Source organism: Marseilla massiliensis (genome assembly GCF_023336985.1).
Taxonomy (GTDB): Bacteria; Bacteroidota; Bacteroidia; order Bacteroidales; family Bacteroidaceae; genus Prevotella; species Prevotella intestinigallinarum.
Genome location: NZ_JAMBLP010000005.1, coordinates 26,109 through 45,194, shown reverse-complemented (window position 1 = coordinate 45,194; position 19,086 = coordinate 26,109). Strand labels below are relative to the sequence as shown.

The following is a 19,086-nucleotide window of genomic DNA, read 5'->3' as shown; positions in this document are numbered from 1 at the left end:
AAAAAGCAGAAATGACAAGTTATCTGTTTGCATACTTCACGGGCAACGCCCCCGAACAGGAACAAATATGCTTCGCCATCAGTGACGACGGGTTCAACTATACACCGCTTAACGGCGGACGCCCCATCATCAGCAGTGACACGATAGCACTGAGCAAGGGCGTGCGCGACCCGCACATACTGAGAGCCGACGACGGCACTTTCTACATGGTTGCCACCGACATGCGCTGCTCGTTGGGCTGGACAAGCAACCGCGGCATAGTGCTGATGAAATCGAACGACCTGATTCACTGGGAGCACCACACCGTACACTTCCCCGAAAGATTCAAGGGCACCGAATTTGCCAACGTCACCCGGGTGTGGGCACCGCAGACAATATATGACAAGTCTGCCGGAAAATACATGGTTTACTTCTCGCTCCTTACAGACGACAAGTCGATACCGTACGACAAGGTTTACTATTGCTACGCCACTCCCGACTTCAGCGGACTGGAAGGCACGCCAAAAGTGCTGTTCGACTATAAGGAAGCCACCATCGACACCGACATCGTTGAAGACGAGAACGGCACCTACCACCTGTTTTTCAAGACCGAGAAGGCCGGCCAGCACAAGGGCATACGCAAATACACATTCACCGACCTGCACTCTCCCGACACATGGAAGCTGCGCCCGGGGTTCTGCGAGATAACCAAGAGCGACGTCGAAGGCTCGTGCGTATTCCCGCTTATACAGGGCGGATGGTGCCTCATGTACGACTGCTACCGCGACCACCACTACCAGTTTGCAAAGAGCTCAGACCTCAACACGTTTGAATATGTGCAGGACACCGAGACGCGCGGCGCCTTCACGCCCCGTCACGGCACAACCATACAGATAACAAAGAAAGAACGCAAGCGCCTTGTCAAGGCATTCCCCATAAACAACAAATAACAAGCATCAACCATGTACTTCACCGGAGTTATCATAGCCGTCAGCACATTCTTGATTATTGGCATTTTCCACCCCATAGTGATAAAGACCGAGTATTACACAGGCACCCGGCTGTGGTGGGTGTTCCTTGTGCTCGGGCTCGCGTCTGTAGCAGCCGCCCTGTTTATAGAAAACGTCATCGTTTCGTCAATATTCGGCGTTGTCGGAGCTTCGTTCCTTTGGTCGATAGGCGAATTGTTCGACCAGCGCAAACGGGTGCTGAAGGGCTGGTTCCCCATGAACCCCAAGCGCAAACATGAATACGGCAAGCAATGAAGACAATACTGTTGCAGGTGGGAAAGACCACCGACAAGCATTTCCTGGCCGGCATCAACGACTATGCCGAACGCATCAGCCACTACATGCCCATGGAAACGGTGACCATAGCAGAGACCAAGAACACCAAGAGCCTGACTGTGGAGCAGCAGAAAACGATAGAAGGCGAACAAATACTCAAGCAAGTGCGTCCGACGGACACGCTGGTGCTTCTCGACGAGCACGGCAGTGAGTTTACGAGCCTTCAGTTTGCGGCGTGGCTCGAAAGGCAACGCAACTCGGCCAAGCGTCTCATTTTGGCCATAGGCGGCCCCTACGGTTTCTCAAAACAGGTGTACGACAGGGCCAACGACAAGATATCGCTGTCGAGGATGACGTTTTCGCACCAGATGATAAGGCTAATCATAAGCGAACAGATATACAGGGCGTGCACTATAATAAAAGGAGAGCCATACCACCACGAATGAGCCCAACGGACAGAACAACTGCAGGCCAAAAGCAATATATGTGGCATTTTACTATAAAACAGGAAAAATAATTGCAAAATAATTTGGACAATCCAAATTAATGTGTTACCTTTGCACCCGCAAAACCGACATTGGTACCTTGGCCGAGCGGTTAGGTAACGGTCTGCAAAACCGTGTAGAGCAGTTCGACTCTGCTAGGTACCTCAACAAAAAGGATGTCCATCTTTGGGCATCCTTTTTTGTTGCGCAACGCCAAGCCACCACCTGTGGCCACGGAAAAGCCCATACAGGCAGCAGGCAAGCCACCGGCAGGCGGGCCACGGAAAGACGGAAGGATGACCGGAAAAAACAAAAACGCCCCCCACTTCACAGTGGGAGGCATTACTCAATAGGTATTAGCCGTTTTAAGGTAAAAAGATTGTATTCAGGATAACGGTGGCAAAGGTAGCTATTTCTGATTTCCTGTGCAAATTATTTTTTATGTTATATAACATATTTCCGTATTTTCTTCATTTTTATCCAATAAAAGAAGTATTTTCCATAGGCCAAGGCCATAAAACAAGGGTGGCGAGATTACAATTTGCTCATTATTGCGCAACAACAAGCACAAGCATCGCCAAACCATCATGACTATGCTGCCGAACCACACCCGAAGCCAATCGGCAACCTATGTCAACTCTTATCAATTTCGACTTACATTCATAGATGATTTATTTGGATGTTTAAGAATAAATTACTACCTTTGCAAATGTTTAAAACAACGTTTCCATCCGCGAAACGCTTCTACCTCAATTTTTCACAAGCAAACAAGATTATACTAAATAATAGTATGTATACAAAAGAAGAACTAGAATCGATGGATACCGTCCAACTGATGGGTATCGCAGAGCAATTGGGCATCAAAGTTTCACCAGACGACGAGCTTGAGACCGTGGTTTATTCCATCCTGGATAAAGCCGCAGAAGAAAGTGCCATGAATTCGACAGCCGCACCAAAGCGAAAGAGAACAAGAATAGTAAAAAAAGATACGAACAAGGTTTACACTGTCAACGGCAAGGACGGCGAAAACTTCGACTTGAAAAACAAACAAAGCAAAGCCGCCGAGTCAAAACCGGCTTCGCTTTTCAATGACCTGCCGGCAATACCAGCACCAGAAGAACACAACGAACCGGCAGAAGAGGCTCCTGCTGAACCCGTTAAGGCGCCCGCCAAAAGCAAAGCGGCCAAGGCAAGCAAGGAAATAGCGCAGGAAACGGCAAAAGAAGAAGCCGTTGAGCCTGTGACGGAAAGCGCAGAAGAGCCGGTTGAAGAGGTAGCGCAAGCAAGCGAAACCAACGACGACATACAGTGCGCTGTGCCGGAAGCCGCCTTCGGCAGCGCCGACAATGCAGACGAAACGCCCGCCGACAAAAGCCTGATAGCACAGCTTCAGGAGAAGATGACGCAGCGCAACCAAGAGGATGAAGCAAAAACGGAATTCAGCCCCACAGGGGTTTGGGATGGCGACCCGGGAGACGGAACGGACTTTATCACTGTTGTCGACCTGCCGATAGAAGACCAGGGAGCCATGCCGACACTCGACATATTCGACAGGCCCACCATGCAACAGCCCGACCTTGAATACCAACACGCCCAGCAACAGACTGGAATGCAGAAGCCCGCCTTTGATTTCGCAGACATAATAAGCGGCAACGGCGTGCTTGAAGTGCTTTCCGACGGATACGGATTCTTGCGTTCAAGCGACTACAATTACCTCTCGTCGCCCGACGACATATATGTATCACCACAGCAGATAAAGAAATACGGACTGAAAACAGGCGATGTCGTGGACTGCACCGTGCGCCCGCCACACGACAACGAAAAGTATTTTGCGCTTAGCACCGTGCGCACAATCAATGGAAGAAACCCCGCAGAAGTGCGCGACCGCGTGGCCTTCGAGCATCTGACCCCACTCTTCCCCGACGAGAAATTCAAGCTTTGCGGTGACAAAGCGACCACAAACCCAAGCGTACGCATAGTAGACCTGTTCTCGCCTATAGGCAAAGGGCAGCGCGCCCTCATCGTGGCACAGCCCAAAACGGGTAAGACCATCCTCATGAAAGACATCGCCAACGCCATTGCCGCCAACCACCCGGAGGCATACCTGATGATGCTTCTCATCGACGAACGCCCCGAGGAAGTGACCGACATGAGCCGCACGGTAAATGCAGAAGTGATAGCCTCGACCTTCGACGAGCCGGCAGACCGCCATGTTAAGATTGCCGGCATCGTGTTGGAAAAAGCCAAGCGCATGGTGGAATGCGGTCACGACGTGGTGATCTTCCTCGACTCCATCACCCGCCTCGCCCGCGCTTACAACACAGTGAGCCCAGCCAGTGGCAAGGTCCTCACCGGAGGTGTCGACGCCAACGCCCTCCAAAAGCCCAAGAGATTCTTCGGAGCAGCCCGCAACATAGAGAATGGCGGCTCGCTGACAATCATTGCCACAGCGCTGATTGACACCGGCTCGAAGATGGACGAGGTCATTTTCGAAGAGTTCAAGGGCACCGGCAACATGGAATTGCAGCTTGACCGCTCGCTGAGCAACAAGAGAATATTCCCCGCTGTCAACCTTGTGCAGTCAAGCACTCGCCGCGACGACCTGCTGCAAGACCCGACCACACTCAACAGGATGTGGGTATGCCGCAAGTTCATCAGCGAGATGAACCCGATAGAAGCCATGAACACTGTGCGCGACAGGCTCATACAGACAAGAAGCAACGAGGAATTCCTCTTGTCGATGAATGCCTGACGCCGGCTGAAACATCAATAATCTTAATCCATGACCATACGTCAAGCCCGCCCCGGTGGGCTTTCGTGTGGTCTTTTTTTAAATGGAAGGATACATAGTCATTAAGAAAAGGACATTCTTCGCAGCAGTTGCAGCACTCGCAGTAGCCGCAACTGCCGTCCTTACCTGGCATTTTGGCATATTCGGCGGCATAGAAAAGTCCATGCCGCAAACGGCCATCCGCTCTTACAACACGCTTTCGGCAGATGGCAACAACATCCTCTATTTCACAGGCATCAGCAACGACTCAACACTGACGGGCATCACGTTTGACAGCAAAACCATAATGTTTGGCAGTGCAACCGCTCCGTCTGCCGGCGAACTGCGCGCCATAATCAGGCACAGCAAAGACAGCCTGGAAAACAGGATTGCGTTTCTCGAGGCCACCATGGACGAAATGGGATACTACCTGAAGGTGCACGGTGTGCAAGACGAAGGCTACGACATGGTGGCCGGACACTACACGGCGACAGAGAAAGAAATAGCCTCGCTTAGGCAACTGGCCGACGCCCTTGAGTCGATAGGCCCAAAGGCAAAAGTAAAAGTCGACCACACCTGCATCCACAAAACCCAGGCCAAGCCAGGAAGGCCCAAGAAAGTGTTTGTGGAATGCAACGGCGGAAGATGGAAAAACGGCATCTGGCTCAAGGTGCCAAACGAAGGACGAGGCATAGGCACCGACTCGGCAGGAAGAATAATTTCTGGCGTTTGGAAGGCAGACACCCTGACCACAGGGCTTCGGAGCGACACCTCCGGCATCTACCGAGGCTTGTTCTCGGCAGGGCTCGACGCCAACGGCCACGGCACTTACACCCGTCACAACGGCACATACTACGAAGGGCACTGGAAAGGCGACAGCCGCAACGGTTTCGGATTTTCCGTAGACAGCGAGAGGCTCAGGGCCGGAGAGTGGCAGGCCGATGTCTATCGGGGCGAAAGGCTGAACTACACGTCGGAAAGGATATACGGCATAGACATATCCCGTTACCAGCACGGACGCGGAAGGCGCTACTACCCAATACACTGGGGCAAGCTGCGCATCACCGACCTCGGGCGGATAAGCACGAAGAAAATAAGCGGCACTGTCGACTATCCAGTGTCTTTCATATACATAAAATCAACCGAAGGCACCTCGATACGCAACAGATACTACAGGGCCGACTACCTGCAGGCACGAAAGCACGGCATACACTGCGGCGCCTACCATTTCTTTTCGACCAGAAGCACGGCACAGGCACAGGCCAGGCACTTCATACGCAACTCATGCTTCAGGAGTGGCGACCTGCCTCCGGTGCTCGATGTTGAGCCTACCGAGAGGCAGATAGCAGCAATGGGAGGCATCGACAAACTGTTCGCCAGCGTCAGGACGTGGATGAACATTGTAAGGAGGCACACCGGGGTAAGGCCGATACTGTATGTCAGCCAGTCGTTCGTCAACAAGCACCTCAACCGTGCACCCGACATAAAGAAGAACTACAACATCTGGATAGCCCGCTACGGGGAATACAAGCCCGACATTAAGCTTGTGTACTGGCAGCTGTGCCCCGACGGCAGGGTGGACGGAATACACGGCGAGGTCGACATTAACGTATTCAATGGGTATCATGAACAGTTTGACAGATTCCTCAAGAAAGAGCTCATCAAATAACCCTCTGACTCACAGGGTGATTATAGCGCTGGGGTCGAACGCCGACCATGAGGCTAACCTAAACAGGGCACTCACACTGATTGGCGGCGTGGTGGACATCAGCAGGCAGGCACCTGCCATGTGGACCGAACCCGTGGGCAAGGCTGCGGGCATGTTCCTAAACAGCATGGTTGCCGGACAGACCAGCCTGACGCTGGACGAACTGACAGAGGCAACCAAGCTGATGGAAGCCAAATGCGGGCGTTCGGCGCAAGGAACCGCAGCCGGAAGAATCGACATCGACATCGACATCCTCGACTACGACGGCCTCAGGCTGCACCCCGACGACTGGAACAGAAGCTACATAAAACAATTAATGAAACATATATGAACAGATTATTATGCACCATCGCCATGGCGGCATTGATGTGCGCCAACGCCACGGCACAACAATTCGACAAGTTTTTCGCAGACAGCACACTGAGGCTCGACTACATCTTTGCCGGCGACACATCGCGCCAAGCTATATACGTAGACGGACAATGCCTCATACCGCGATGGGACGGGCGCAGGCAACGGCTGGACGAACTGCCCGTGGCCGGCAACGGACAGATTACCGTAAGAGACAAAGGCAGCGGACAGGTGATTTACCGCCACTCGTTCTCCACGCTGTTCCAGGAGTGGCTGGCAACGGCCGAGGCAAAGCACACGAGCAAGTCGTTTGAAAACGTCTTCCTCGTGCCCTACCCCAGGCAGGCTGTCGACATCACTGTAGAACTGCGCGATTACCACAACCGCATCACGGCGTCGCTAACACACACCGTTGACCCGGCCGACATACTGATACGTCGCATTGGCTTTGAACACGTAACACCATACCAGACAATCCAGAAAGCAGCCGACACCACACGGTGCATACACATAGCCTACGTGGCCGAGGGATACCGCTCTGACGAGATGGAAGCATTCTTGAACGATGCAAAAGACGCCACCGAGGCCCTGTTTGCCCACGAACCGTTCAAGCAGTTGCGCAGCCGCTTCAACATCGTGGCCGTCATGTCGCCTTCTGCCGACAGCGGCACAAGCGAACCGGCCAACGGGATTTGGAAAACCACGGCACTGAGCTCGCACTTTGACACGTTCTACAGCGACCGCTACCTGACCACACTCAACATAAAAGACCTGCACGACAAACTTGCAGGCACGCCCTACGAACACATCATCATCCTTGTGAACACTGCCAAATACGGCGGTGGCGGCATTTACAACTCCTACAACCTGTCGTACACCCGAGGCAACCAATTCAAGCCGGTAGTGGTGCATGAGTTCGGGCACAGCTTCGGAGGACTGGGCGACGAGTATGAATATGGCAACGACGACCCCATGTATTTCCCGGACACAGAGCCGTGGGAGCCCAACCTCACCACCAAGCACAACTTCAAAGGCAAATGGGAGAATCTGATAAAGCAGGGCAAGGCATCGCTCATCGAGGGTGGAGGTTACCAGAAGCAAGGCGTTTTCAGAGGTGTGGAAAAATGCCGCATGCGCACCAACGACGTGCCCGACTTCTGCGCCGTATGCCAACAGGCCCTTACAAGGATGATTGATTTCTACACAAAATAGTCCGTGGGCATTCAGGCAGTGCCTGCCTCGAAGTCAACGGCAGCGTGTCACATCAGTTCAACGCCCTTGGCGGCGCACAGTCAACGACATGAGGCCAATGTGCACGACAAGCCGTTCGGCATAATGAAACAGGCCGTTTCACAAAGCATTATGTGCCGTTTTGCAATGCAAAACGGCACATAATGCAATACATTGTAAACCAACGGATTAGGCACCCACGGCCATGACGGCCCGGCATTTGGCCACGGCCGCATCAGCCAACTGCCGTGAAGACTGTCACTTCGCGGCGTCCTCGCCTTCTTCGGGCAGCATCTTCACATTCCGCATCTCGCGCAATATGCGTTGCTTACGCCGCTTGACATACGGGCTTGGGGCACCCGAGTCATATTTAAGCGGGTTGGGCAACGTGGCAGCAATCAGCGCGCACTGTCCCTTGGTGAGCTCACTGGCCCGGCAACCGAAATGCCGCTCGGCCACCGCGTCGGCCCCGTAAATGCCGTCGCCCATCTCAATTGAGTTCAAGTAAACCTCCATTATGCGCTGCTTGCTCCACATAAGCTCAATCAGGGCGGTGAAATAAGCCTCCAAGCCCTTGCGCACCCACGTACGCCCGGGCCACAGAAACACATTCTTCGCCGTCTGTTGCGATATGGTGCTGGCCCCAAGCTTACGCTTGCTGCCGCTGCGCATGTTGTGCTTGGCGGCATTCTCTATGGCCTTGAAGTCGAAACCGTGGTGCACAAGGAATCGCTGGTCTTCGCTGGCCATCACCGCTTGAGGCAGGTAAGGAGAAATCTCGTCGAGCGAAACCCACCTGTGGTGCAGGCGCAGTTCCTCTCCCCTGCCCCCCTGCTGCACAAGCCTGATGAACATTAGCGGAGTGAAATAAACCGGAAGAAAACGAAGCAGGACAACAGAAAGAATGGTGGTGCCGAAAAAGGCAACCACCATCCACTTCAATATAGAGCGTATTTTCTTCAGAATAAACATCCCGACAAAATACTATCTTACTGCAATGTCCCGTTCTCTGCAGCCTGAATCATTGCCTGGCTGGCATACATGTACACTTCCACGCGGCGGTTCTGCTGGCGACCGGCAGCCGTAGAGTTGTCGGCAACAGGGTTTGATGAGCCCTGGCCCTCGATGGTCTTGATCTGTGCAGACGACACACCGCAGCTCTTCAGGTAGTTGGCAACGCTCGTGGCACGGCTTACAGAAAGCGGCTGGTTGATGCCGTCGTTGCCCGTGTTGTCCGTATGGCCATAGATGGCGATGTCACAATTCTTATTGTTGTTGAGCACTGTGGCAAACTTTGCGAGCGATGTCTTGGCGGCAGCGTTCAGGTCTGACTTGTTGGTAGCGAACAGAATGCCAGAGTCGAAGGTCACCTTGACGGCGTCAAGTCCGTTGGCATCCTTAACCTCCTGAACCTGGGCGTTCTCCACCTGCTCAGCCTCGGCCTTCACCTTGTCCATGTGCTTGCCTATGATAGCTCCGGTTCCGGCACCTACGGCAGCACCTACGGCAGCACCAACAGCTGTGTTTCCGGCCAGCTTACCAACGATGGCACCCAGCACGGCGCCGCCTCCGGTACCAATGGCAGCACCCTTTTGAGTGTTGTTACATCCGGCAAAGACAATGCCTAAGCACAGGATTAATGTAAATACTTTAAGTTTTCTCATTGTGGTATAATTTTGATTGTTGAACATAAAATTCGATATGCAAAGGTAATCTATTTATTGATATTCCACCACATTTCCAAGTTTTTTTTGTAATTTTGCAGTCAAAAAATATTAAATATACTGTTTTGATATGGCTAAAGAATTGAAGGATTTAACTAAACGGGCTGACAACTATAGCCAGTGGTACAACGACCTTGTCGTGAAAGCCGACCTCGCAGAGCAGGCCGCAGTAAGGGGCTGCATGGTAATCAAGCCATACGGCTACGCAATATGGGAAAAGATGCAGCATCAGCTGGACTTGATGTTCAAGCAGACAGGCGTGCAAAACGCATACTTCCCGCTCCTGATACCAAAGTCTTTCCTGTCTAAAGAAGCCGAACACGTTGAAGGTTTTGCCAAGGAATGCGCCGTAGTGACCCACTACCGCCTCCGTGCCAAAGAAGACAAGAGCGGAGTTGAAGTAGACCCCGCCGCCCGTCTGGAAGAAGAATTGATTATCCGCCCCACCTCGGAGACCATAATATGGAATACATACAAAAACTGGATACACTCTTGGCGCGACCTGCCACTGCTGTGCAACCAGTGGTGCAATGTAATGAGATGGGAGATGCGCACGCGCCCATTCCTGCGCACGAGCGAATTCCTGTGGCAGGAAGGCCACACCGCGCACGCCACCCGCGAGGAAGCCGAAGCCGAGGCACAGCAGATGCTGAAGGTATATGCCGACTTCGCGGAGAACTGGATGGCCGTCCCCGTGCTTCAAGGCGTGAAGAGCGAGACCGAGCGCTTCGCCGGAGCGCTGGACACTTACACCATCGAGGCGATGATGCAAGACGGCAAGGCCCTGCAGAGCGGCACGAGCCACTTCCTCGGCCAGAACTTTGCCAAGGCGTTCGACGTTACCTTCCTGAACAAGGACAACAAGCCGGAGTACGTCTGGGCCACCTCGTGGGGTGTGTCGACACGACTCATAGGAGCCCTCATCATGACCCACTCCGACGACAACGGACTGGTGCTTCCGCCGAAACTGGCCCCCATACAGGTGGTTATCATACCCATAACAAAGGGAGCCGACCAGCTGGCCGCAATCACCGAGAAGCTTACACCGGTAATAAACGCACTGCGCGAGAAAGGCATCAGCGTGAAATACGACGACGCAGACAACAAGCGTCCGGGCTTCAAGTTTGCCGACTATGAGCTGAAGGGCGTGCCCGTAAGGCTGGCAATGGGAGGCCGCGACCTGGAGAACGGCACGATAGAACTGATGAGGCGCGACACGCTCGAAAAGGAAACACTGCCTCTTGAGGGCATCGTGGAGCACATAACCACCCTGCTCGACGACATCCAGAAGAACATATTCGAGAAAGCAAGGGCATTCCGCGACGCTCACGTATATGAATGCGACAATTACGAAGAGTTCAAGGAGCGCATCAAGGACGGCGGTTTCTTCCTCTGCCATTGGGACGGCACGGCCGAGACCGAGGCAAAGATAAAAGAAGAGACACAGGCCACAATACGCTGCGTCCCGTTCGCTTACGAGCAGACTCCGGGCGTAGACATGGTGAGCGGCAAGCCGGCGAAATGCCGTGTCATCATAGCAAGGAGCTACTGACAACCGCCACAGGCTGCAACATAGCCAGAGGCGAAGTAACAAAGGGGATTGGAATGGCTTCCAATCCCCTTTTTCTATTCTCCGGGCGACCTGTGCCTGCCACGGCATGCGTCAGTGGTTGACACCGTAACCAAACAAGGCGAAGTCGCCCTTGAGCGGGTCGTCGGGAAATATCTCGGCCATTTTCGAGGTCAGTTTCCTCGCCGCCGACATCGAAGCCGCCTTGCTGGAGAGCAGCCCAAGCCTGACCGCTTCCTGCACCACATGCGTATCCATGGGCATTATAAGCGTTCGCTTATCTATGAAATGCCCCCACAGGCCCAAGTCTACAGGCGAGCCGTCGCGCACCATCCACCTTAGGAACATGCACACGCGCTTGCAAGCCGACTTAGTGTCTTTTGGAATGATTACCTCTATGTCCTTTGAGGCAAAATACCCGCATATAGCCACCACTGCCGAATAACCGTCGGTGGCATTGCGCTCCACAAACCTGCCTATCGACCCATGCTCCAAGAGCATGTCCCTAAGGGCATGAAGAAAGCGGTTCATCGTGTGGAATGTATACAAGCGGTAATAGCATCTGGAGTCATCGTCGGGTATGTCTGCCGAAAAGTTGCCTGACACCACCCAGTCGTACACTTCGCCATGAGCACAATCGAGCACATACTGGATTTTCGGGAAAAACTGCTTCCTGCTGCCATAGCTCAGGCACGACGCTATGAAAGCCAGCGTCTCCCTGTTCAGGTCGCCGTCAACCTTATGCATGAAACAGCTCGGGTCGGCCGGAAGGAAGTCGGGGGTCTCATACCGTCTGGCATATTCCGCCAGGAGTTGCTTTACATCTTCCATATCTTGAAAACAGCGAAAAAGGGCACTGAGAACCCTCACAGCTCCCAATGCCCACATTAACTATAAAAAATAATTCCTATCTTGATGCACTGAAATTACAGTATTGTCTTGACGGCCTCAAGCATACCCTTCTCCTGGATGAGGTCAAGATACTGCTTGACAAGACCGTTGAGGCCCTTGATTTCATTGAGGTCCTCGTTCCAGATGAACGTTGCGCCGAGCACACCGTCGGTAACCTTCTGCGTGTCTCCCGTTGCCCAGAGTTCCTTGAGCAAGTCCATGATCTCCGGAGAGTCGTTGGGCACAATCTCGGTTCCGTCCTCACGCTTGCCTCCCTTATAGTAAGTGATGATTGCAGCAAGCCCGAACACGAGGCCCTTTGGCAGCTCACCCTTGCGCTCAAGGTATGTCTTGACACCTGGCAGGTCGCGGGCGCAGAACTTGGGGAACGAGTTAAGCATGATGCTCGTCACCTGGTGGTCTACATACGGGTTGTCGAAACGCTCCAATACGTCCTTAGCAAACTTCTCAAGCTCCTCCATCGGCAGGTCAAGAGTCTGCATTAGCTCGTCAAACTGCACCTTATGTATATACTTGCCGATGACCTCGTGGTTGCAGGCATCGCGCACGATGTTGACCCCGCTGAGGAAAGCCACAGGCGAAAGCACCGTGTGAGGGCCGTTGAGCAATGTCACCTTGCGTTTGTGGTAAGGCTCCTCCGACGGAACGAAGAGCACGTGCAACCCGGCCTTGTCGGCAGGGAACTCGTTGGCAACCTCCTTCGGAGCCTCGATAACCCACAGGTGGAAGTTCTCGGCTTGAACCACAAGGTTGTCGCGATAGCTTATCTTCTCCTGAATCTCGGCAATCTCCTTGCGCGGGAATCCGGGCACAATCCTGTCTACGAGTGTGGCGTAAACGCCGCAACTGTTGTCGAACCACTCCTTGAACTCCTTCGGCAGCTTCCACAGCTCGATATATTTGTTGATGCAATCCTTGAGCACATGGCCGTTGAGGAAAATCAATTCGCAGGGGAATATGATGAGTCCCTTGGTCGGGTCGCCGTTGAAAGTCTGCCAGCGGCGATAGAGCAGCTGCACGAGCTTTCCGGGATAAGATGCTGCCGGCGCGTCGTCGAGCTTGCACGACGGGTCGAATGCAATTCCGGCCTCGGTTGTGTTAGAGATTACGAAACGCATCTCAGGCTGGTCGGCCAATGCCATGAATGCCTGATTCTGTGTGTATGGATTAAGCGCACGGCTAACCACGTCGATACGCTCAAGCGTATTGACAGGCTGTCCATTCTCGCGGCCCTGCAGGTTGACATGGTACAGGCAGTCCTGGCCGTTGAGCCAGTCGACCATTCCATGCTCCAGCGGCTGAACAATAACCACAGAACCGTTGAAGTCGGTCTTCTGATCCATGTTCCAGATAATCCAGTCAACAAAAGCACGGAGGAAATTGCCCTCACCAAATTGGATTACCTTTTCGGGCATAACGCTCTTGGGCGCAAAATGTTTGTTTAATGGTTTCATAATAATGTATTATAATTTTGTTCTTGTTGCGTATTGCAAAGATACGGCGTTTTTGGCATTCATGCAAATAATTGGGATAATATTTATAACGTAAAGGTTTACGTTGGCGGGCACGCACCGCCACGGCGGCCATACCCCCTTGCCGAGGATGCCGCGCAACAGCACACACCATGCCAATCGCAACCGGCCGCCGACATCCGGGATAAACATTCCGACGTTGTAAGCAACAGGGCGAACGAAACGAAGCATCTGGAGCCGTCGAAGCACAAACATAGTTGCACCAGCACACAAGGCATGCCTCACGGGACATGGCGAAACGCCCGATGATGAAGCAAAAAGCAGCGCTCGGCCCACAGGGCGCCACCGGCCGATGACGCATGGCGCGCCACAAGACAGCTGCCGCCTACGTGTGCATGGGCCAAACGGCCCGTTCGGCATCACCACACGGGCCGTTTGGCAATGCAAAACGGCCCATATCAGAACCCCAAATGGGCCATTTCTTCAACCGACGCAGCATCCATGCACTAACCTACTGGCACCCAGCGGGTTAGCCTAAAAGCAAATCCAACAGGCCGATTGTGATGTTGCGCGCAACCAGGCCAACCGACCGCAGCGCCGACAACCATGCAACACTCCCACCCACGGGGTGAACCTGCATGAAAGGTCGCGGCCGCCGGCTGCCGACGATGGCACCGGCATGCAACGACAACAATAAAGACACATTGCCCACGCACACCAAGTGGCAGGCAACAGGCCCCCACAGCCATCCAGCCGCCGGCCGCCATAGCAGCCAACTGATGGCAAGCAACGTAGCCACATGGCAAAGAGTAAACTATTTTCACAGGCCAACCCCGTAGCCCACGGGCATGAATCTCACCGAGCGCCGCATGGCCGAAGCCCATTAAGCCACAGCTGCCTTCCAGCCAGAAAAGGCGGAGCACCGGTGCCATGCGCCGGAGTCCGCCTCTACTATCATTCATCAAATTGCTTATCCGCAGTCTTACATGGCAAAGGCATTGAAGCCTCCGTCGACAACGGCCACCGTACCTGTGACAAACTTTGCCGCATCGCTCATCAGGTAGTGTATGGTGCCGCACAGTTCCTCGGGCTCACCCATACGCCCGAATGGCGTCTGGCGTATCACGTCCTGGCCCCGTTGGGTGTAAGAGCCGTCGGGATTGGTCAGCAGCGAGCGGTTTTGCTCGGTGATGAAGAAGCCCGGGGCAATGGCATTGACGCGTATGCCCTCGCCAAACTTCTTGGCACACTCTGTGGCCATGAAGGCCGTGAAGTTGCTAATACCGGCCTTTGCAGCGGCATAGCCGCACACGCGTGTCATCGGGCGGAAGGCAGCCATCGACGAGAAATTTATAATCGAGCCCTTGCCCTGGGCCACCATCGGCTTCAGAAACACCTGCGTGGGTATAACCGTACCGGTGAGGTTGAGCTCGAGCACCGTCTGGAACTGGGTTGGCTCGAGGTCGAAGAAGTTCTGGTCGGGGCCGATGGTAGCCCCCTTCATGTTGCCCCCGGCAGCATTGAGCAGCGTGTCTATGCGCCCATACTTTGCCATTATCTCGTCGCAATTGCCCTGCACGGTCGGCAGCGACATCACGTCGGTCTTCATAAACTCACAGCATCCGCCCTCTTTCTCGATGTCGTCCACTATCTCGCGGCCCACTTCTTCCTTGCGGCCCAATATAACAACCTTGGCCCCGTTGAGCGCCAAATACTTGGCGATGGCGCGCCCAAGCACACCCGTACCGCCGGTGATTACTACCACGTAATCCTTTATGTCAAACAAGTTTTTCATTTCCTGATATATTATTTCGGCCGGCATACGCCGGCAGTAAACCTTTGCTATATATTAAGATGAAGGCGCCATCACTCGTAAAAGCCCGGCTGCCTGTACTCTATGCCGAGCTCTCGGTCGACGGTGGCAAGTATTCCCTGCACCTGCCCCATGGCAAACATACGCCCGAGGAAGCTGTAACCGGCATTGTAGCCCCTGCTCTCGTCGCCGAGCATGGTCATTCCATGGTCAACGCGCATTGGCAGTTCGGGGTTGGTCTTCTCGAATATGCGGGCCAGCTCTATGATGTCGGCGCGCCCGCCCAGGTGCGACGCCTCGGTAAAGTCGCCGTTCGGGAACACGTGGCATGAGCGCAGATGGACAAACCATGTGCGTCCGGCATACTTGCGGGCCAAGTCGACCACATCGTTGTGGGCCCCGGCCGATAGCGACCCGGCGCAGAACGTGAGGCCGTTGTGCGGGTTGTCGACGGCATTGAGGAACCACCTGATGTCTTCGTCGCACGTCACTATGCGCGGCAGGCCCAGGATGGGGAATGGCGGGTCGTCGGGATGCACGCACATGCGCATGTCGTACTCATCGCAAACGGGCATTATCGCCTCGAGGAAATAGCGCATGTTCTCGCGCAACTGGTCTTTGGTGATGCCCTTGTACAGGTCGAGCAGCTGGCGGAAGAGCTCCACCGGGTGCTCATCGTCCTCGCGGATGTTGCCGCTGACAAACCCCTGCGTCTTCACGATGATGTTTTCCACCAGCTTGTGGTCGTCGTCGGGAGTCATGGTCTTCTTCAGTTTCTCCACTTCCTCCAACACATCTGCAGGCCAGTCGGCAGCTGCTCCTTCGCGCTTCAGTATGCAAATGTCGAAATAGGCAAACTGAGCATGCGAGAAATAAAGGTTGGTTGTGCCGTTCGGGTTGGGGTGCTCCAGGTCGGTGCGGGCCCAGTCAAGCACCGGCATGAAGTTGTAGCAAACGGTATGTATGCCCTCAAGAGCAAGATTCTTGAGGCTCTCCTTGTAGTTGGCTATGAGGTGGTCGCGGTCGTGGCCCGCATACTTTATGCTTTCGCACACAGGCAGACTCTCAACCACCGACCAACGCATGCCGTAACTCTCGATGTACTTGCGCAAGTCGCTAATCTTTTCGCGCGACCACACCTCGCCGTTGGGCACGTCGTGCAATGCGGTCACAATGCCCTGCACACCAATTTCCTTTAGCATGGCAAGGGTTATCTTGTCGTTCTTGCCAAACCATCTCCACGTTCTTTCCATTTTATGTCTTGCTTAGGTTCATATTATTAAACAGACGGAAACAAGGGCAACGGAGGCTGCAACAAACCCGTTGTATACCCCACGCTGCTGCTTTTCACACTGCAAAGGTATATAAATTAGTGACACGGCGAAACGCCCCACGGGCTTTTTTGTTGTGTAAACGTTTGCAAGAAAATATATTTACACCGCGCCAAGGCATGCCGGACGCCATGGCCAAGCCGCCGCCACATGTTGCAACGCCACGGGTCATCGCCAACGCCGGGCCCGAAGCCTTGCTGCGGCATAGCCTGTCAGGAACTTAAAGACATTTTAAACCATATTATGTTTACGTTTTTTTAGTCTTCAAATACCAAGCGCAAACTGTAGTTAAGTCGTTTATTCTAACTGTTAAAATCAGACAAAAGAATAGGACAAAATGACAGATTTCAAAAATTTGCCTCTATATTTGCAGACATCAAAACGAACAGTATTAATGAATATAAAACAATAAGAGAATGAAAAAGATCATCAATTATCTGCTGCCGGCCGTATGCCTGGTGGCGATTGTATTCTCGGTCGCAGCCTTCAACAAGGCAGGGGCCGCCACGCCGGCAGGGCAACCCGTTGACTTAACCTACGCTGCCGAAAAGGCCCTCCCCTCTGTCGTGCATATAAAATACGTGCAGAACAGCAAGGTGAAGACCATCGACGTACAGAGCGACCCGTTCAGCGATTTCTTCTTCGACCCGTTCGGCGGCTTCTTCGGACGCGGCAACGGCGGCTCGCAAAAGCGCCAGGTGCAAACCCCGAGGAAGACTGCCACAGGCTCGGGCGTGATAATCTCGGCCGACGGCTACATCGTAACAAACAACCACGTGGTTGACGGTGCCGACGAGCTGACCGTCACACTGAACGACAACAAGGAGTATTCGGCAAGGATAATTGGCGCCGACAAGACCACCGACCTGGCCCTCATCAAGATTGACGGCAAGAACCTGCCTGCCATCGTGATAGCCAACAGCGACGACATCAAGGTTGGCGAGTGGGTGCTGGCAGTGGGCAACCCCCTCGGACTCAACAATACGGTCACCGCCGGCATAGTAAGTGCAAAGGCGCGCAGGCTCGGGGCCAACAGCGTTGAGTCGTTCATACAGACCGACGCCGCCATCAATGCGGGCAATTCCGGCGGAGCCCTTGTCAACACCCGCGGCGAACTTGTGGGCATCAACGCCATGCTCTACTCGCAGACGGGCTCTTACAGCGGCTACGGATTTGCCATACCGACAACCATAATGAACAAGGTGGTAGACGACCTCAAGAAGTATGGCACTGTGCAGCGTGCATGGGTAGGCATACAGGGAAGCAACGTAAAAGACTATGTTGACAGCCAGAAAGACCAAGGCAAGGACATTGACCTGGGCACTATGGAAGGCATCTACGTTGCAAAGGTGCTTGAGGACGGCGCCGCTTCTGACGCCGGAATAAAAGAAGGCGACGTAATCGTTGCCGTGGATGGCGAAAAGGTGACAAGGATGGCCGAGCTCCAGGAAATCATAGCAAGGAAGCGTCCCGGCGACAAGATATCAATCACTTACCTGCATGAGAAGAAGAAGCACACAGAGACCGTGACGCTCAAGAACGAGCAGGGCACCGTGAAGGTGGTAAAGCATGCCGACCTCGACGTGCTGGGTGCCAACTTCCGCGAGGTGACCGACGACCAGAAGAGGCAGCTCGACATAAGCTACGGACTTGAAGTGCTGAAGGTGAACAACGGCAAGCTGAAAGATGCCGGCATCAACCGCGGGTTCATCATCCAGAAGGTGAACGACCAGAGCATCAACACGATAGAAGACTTGCAGAAGGCCGTAAGAGACGCCTCGACAAGCAAGGAGCCTGTGCTCTACATACAGGGCATCTACCCGACAGGCAAGAAGGCTTACTTTGCCGTTCCGCTGCAAGACAACTGACAGGCAGCCATACGACGGCAATGGCACAACAACCACGAGGCGCCCGCGGAACAACCCGCGGGCGCCTTTTGCATGCCTGCCCCGACCGCCGTCGGCCAGCGGGCTACACGAGCCGCAAGCCACCCTGAGGCCGGCCAGCCTACGCAGCCCCACGGCAAGGCACGGCCTGGGACTAAACATTTTTCGCAACGAGGGCACGGCCTGAGGCTGCAAGCACAACACGCTGAAGCACAGGCAATAACGCCACAAAACCGGCAGCACAACGCAAAACGACCCATGCCGGCCGCCAAAACAGGCCGAACCGGCATGCCAAACAGCCCATATTGAGCCACGAAACGGCAGCCGTGCCAACGCGACTCCGAGCATGTAACAAAACCGGACGGAAAGCGGCAGCCGCAAGCACCACCACAGCAAACAGCATTCAGCCGAACACAACGATGTAACAAAACCGGCAATGCATTTCAAAAATGCAGTAAAGTTTTCGCAAAAAGATTTTGCATTGTGGAAATTTATCATTATCTTTGCAGAAAATAGGTTGCGCCTGACAAACAGGCAAACATGTCCTCACTGCCACGGCATGCACAATC

At 53.9% G+C, this 19,086-nt stretch carries 15 protein-coding genes and 1 tRNA gene; 10 read left to right on the top strand and 6 right to left on the bottom strand.

Annotation, left to right across the window (positions count from 1 at the left end; all coding sequences use genetic code 11):
• Positions 1 to 11 precede the first annotated feature (11 nt).
• The 8 genes from M3089_RS05365 (at position 12) to M3089_RS05330 (ending at position 7,791) form a co-directional block, all read left to right on the top strand.
• A complete protein-coding gene (locus tag M3089_RS05365) occupies positions 12 to 929 on the top strand; it encodes a glycoside hydrolase family 43 protein (RefSeq protein ID WP_249082245.1) in 918 nt (305 codons plus the stop codon).
• A 12-nt stretch (positions 930 to 941) separates the two neighbouring features.
• Positions 942 to 1,244, top strand: a complete 303-nt coding sequence (locus tag M3089_RS05360) for a DUF4491 family protein (protein WP_205107610.1) — start codon at positions 942 to 944, stop codon at positions 1,242 to 1,244.
• Positions 1,241 to 1,711: a 23S rRNA (pseudouridine(1915)-N(3))-methyltransferase RlmH gene (gene rlmH, locus M3089_RS05355; protein WP_205107608.1), complete on the top strand. Its 471-nt coding sequence runs from the start codon at positions 1,241 to 1,243 to the stop codon at positions 1,709 to 1,711. The genes M3089_RS05360 and rlmH overlap by 4 nt, the downstream gene beginning before the upstream one ends.
• A 133-nt stretch (positions 1,712 to 1,844) precedes the next feature.
• Positions 1,845 to 1,915: transfer RNA gene (locus M3089_RS05350), tRNA-Cys, on the top strand.
• Between the two features lie 625 nt (positions 1,916 to 2,540).
• Positions 2,541 to 4,502: a transcription termination factor Rho gene (gene rho, locus M3089_RS05345; protein WP_249082243.1), complete on the top strand. Its 1,962-nt coding sequence runs from the start codon at positions 2,541 to 2,543 to the stop codon at positions 4,500 to 4,502.
• Between the two features lie 82 nt (positions 4,503 to 4,584).
• On the top strand, positions 4,585 to 6,189 hold the full coding sequence (locus M3089_RS05340) for a GH25 family lysozyme (protein ID WP_249082240.1): 1,605 nt from the start codon (positions 4,585 to 4,587) through the stop codon (positions 6,187 to 6,189).
• The gene (locus tag M3089_RS05335; protein WP_249082239.1) at positions 6,146 to 6,559 is read left to right on the top strand and encodes a 2-amino-4-hydroxy-6-hydroxymethyldihydropteridine diphosphokinase; all 414 of its coding nucleotides are present in this window, start codon (positions 6,146 to 6,148) and stop codon (positions 6,557 to 6,559) included. Before M3089_RS05340 ends, M3089_RS05335 begins: the two co-directional genes overlap by 44 nt.
• Positions 6,556 to 7,791, top strand: coding sequence for a M64 family metallopeptidase (locus M3089_RS05330; RefSeq protein WP_249082237.1), 1,236 nt, complete (start codon positions 6,556 to 6,558; stop codon positions 7,789 to 7,791). The genes M3089_RS05335 and M3089_RS05330 overlap by 4 nt, the downstream gene beginning before the upstream one ends.
• Positions 7,792 to 8,067: 276 nt before the next feature.
• On the opposite strand, the gene mtgA is transcribed toward M3089_RS05330, so the two are convergent.
• Positions 8,068 to 8,781, bottom strand: coding sequence for a monofunctional biosynthetic peptidoglycan transglycosylase (gene mtgA / locus M3089_RS05325; RefSeq protein WP_205107601.1), 714 nt, complete (start codon positions 8,779 to 8,781; stop codon positions 8,068 to 8,070).
• 17 nt (positions 8,782 to 8,798) lie between these two features.
• Entirely contained in the window at positions 8,799 to 9,473 is a 675-nt protein-coding gene (locus M3089_RS05320; RefSeq protein WP_205107599.1) for an OmpA family protein, read from the bottom strand.
• 130 nt (positions 9,474 to 9,603) lie between these two features.
• Here M3089_RS05320 and proS point away from each other — a divergent pair, with 130 nt between their 5' ends.
• Positions 9,604 to 11,085 (top strand): proline--tRNA ligase, encoded by a 1,482-nt coding sequence (gene proS / locus M3089_RS05315; RefSeq protein ID WP_249082235.1) that lies wholly within the window; start codon positions 9,604 to 9,606, stop codon positions 11,083 to 11,085.
• A gap of 111 nt (positions 11,086 to 11,196) precedes the next feature.
• Here proS and M3089_RS05310 read toward each other — a convergent pair whose 3' ends face one another.
• The 4 genes from M3089_RS05310 to uxuA all read right to left on the bottom strand — a co-directional run bounded on the left by M3089_RS05310 (position 11,197) and on the right by uxuA (position 16,553).
• Positions 11,197 to 11,934 carry a TIGR02757 family protein gene (locus M3089_RS05310; protein ID WP_205107595.1) on the bottom strand — a complete coding sequence of 246 codons (738 nt, stop codon included), beginning with the start codon at positions 11,932 to 11,934 and terminating at the stop codon, positions 11,197 to 11,199.
• A gap of 95 nt (positions 11,935 to 12,029) precedes the next feature.
• On the bottom strand, positions 12,030 to 13,469 hold the full coding sequence (locus M3089_RS05305; protein WP_205107593.1) for a tagaturonate reductase: 1,440 nt from the start codon (positions 13,467 to 13,469) through the stop codon (positions 12,030 to 12,032).
• 1,000 nt (positions 13,470 to 14,469) lie between these two features.
• On the bottom strand, positions 14,470 to 15,282 hold the full coding sequence (locus M3089_RS05300) for an SDR family oxidoreductase (protein WP_249082232.1): 813 nt from the start codon (positions 15,280 to 15,282) through the stop codon (positions 14,470 to 14,472).
• Between the two features lie 71 nt (positions 15,283 to 15,353).
• Positions 15,354 to 16,553, bottom strand: a complete 1,200-nt coding sequence (uxuA, locus tag M3089_RS05295; protein ID WP_249082231.1) for a mannonate dehydratase — start codon at positions 16,551 to 16,553, stop codon at positions 15,354 to 15,356.
• Between the two features lie 494 nt (positions 16,554 to 17,047).
• On the opposite strand from uxuA, the gene M3089_RS05290 reads away from it, so the two are divergent.
• Positions 17,048 to 18,499, top strand: coding sequence for a Do family serine endopeptidase (locus M3089_RS05290; RefSeq protein ID WP_205107587.1), 1,452 nt, complete (start codon positions 17,048 to 17,050; stop codon positions 18,497 to 18,499).
• Positions 18,500 to 19,086 lie beyond the last annotated feature (587 nt).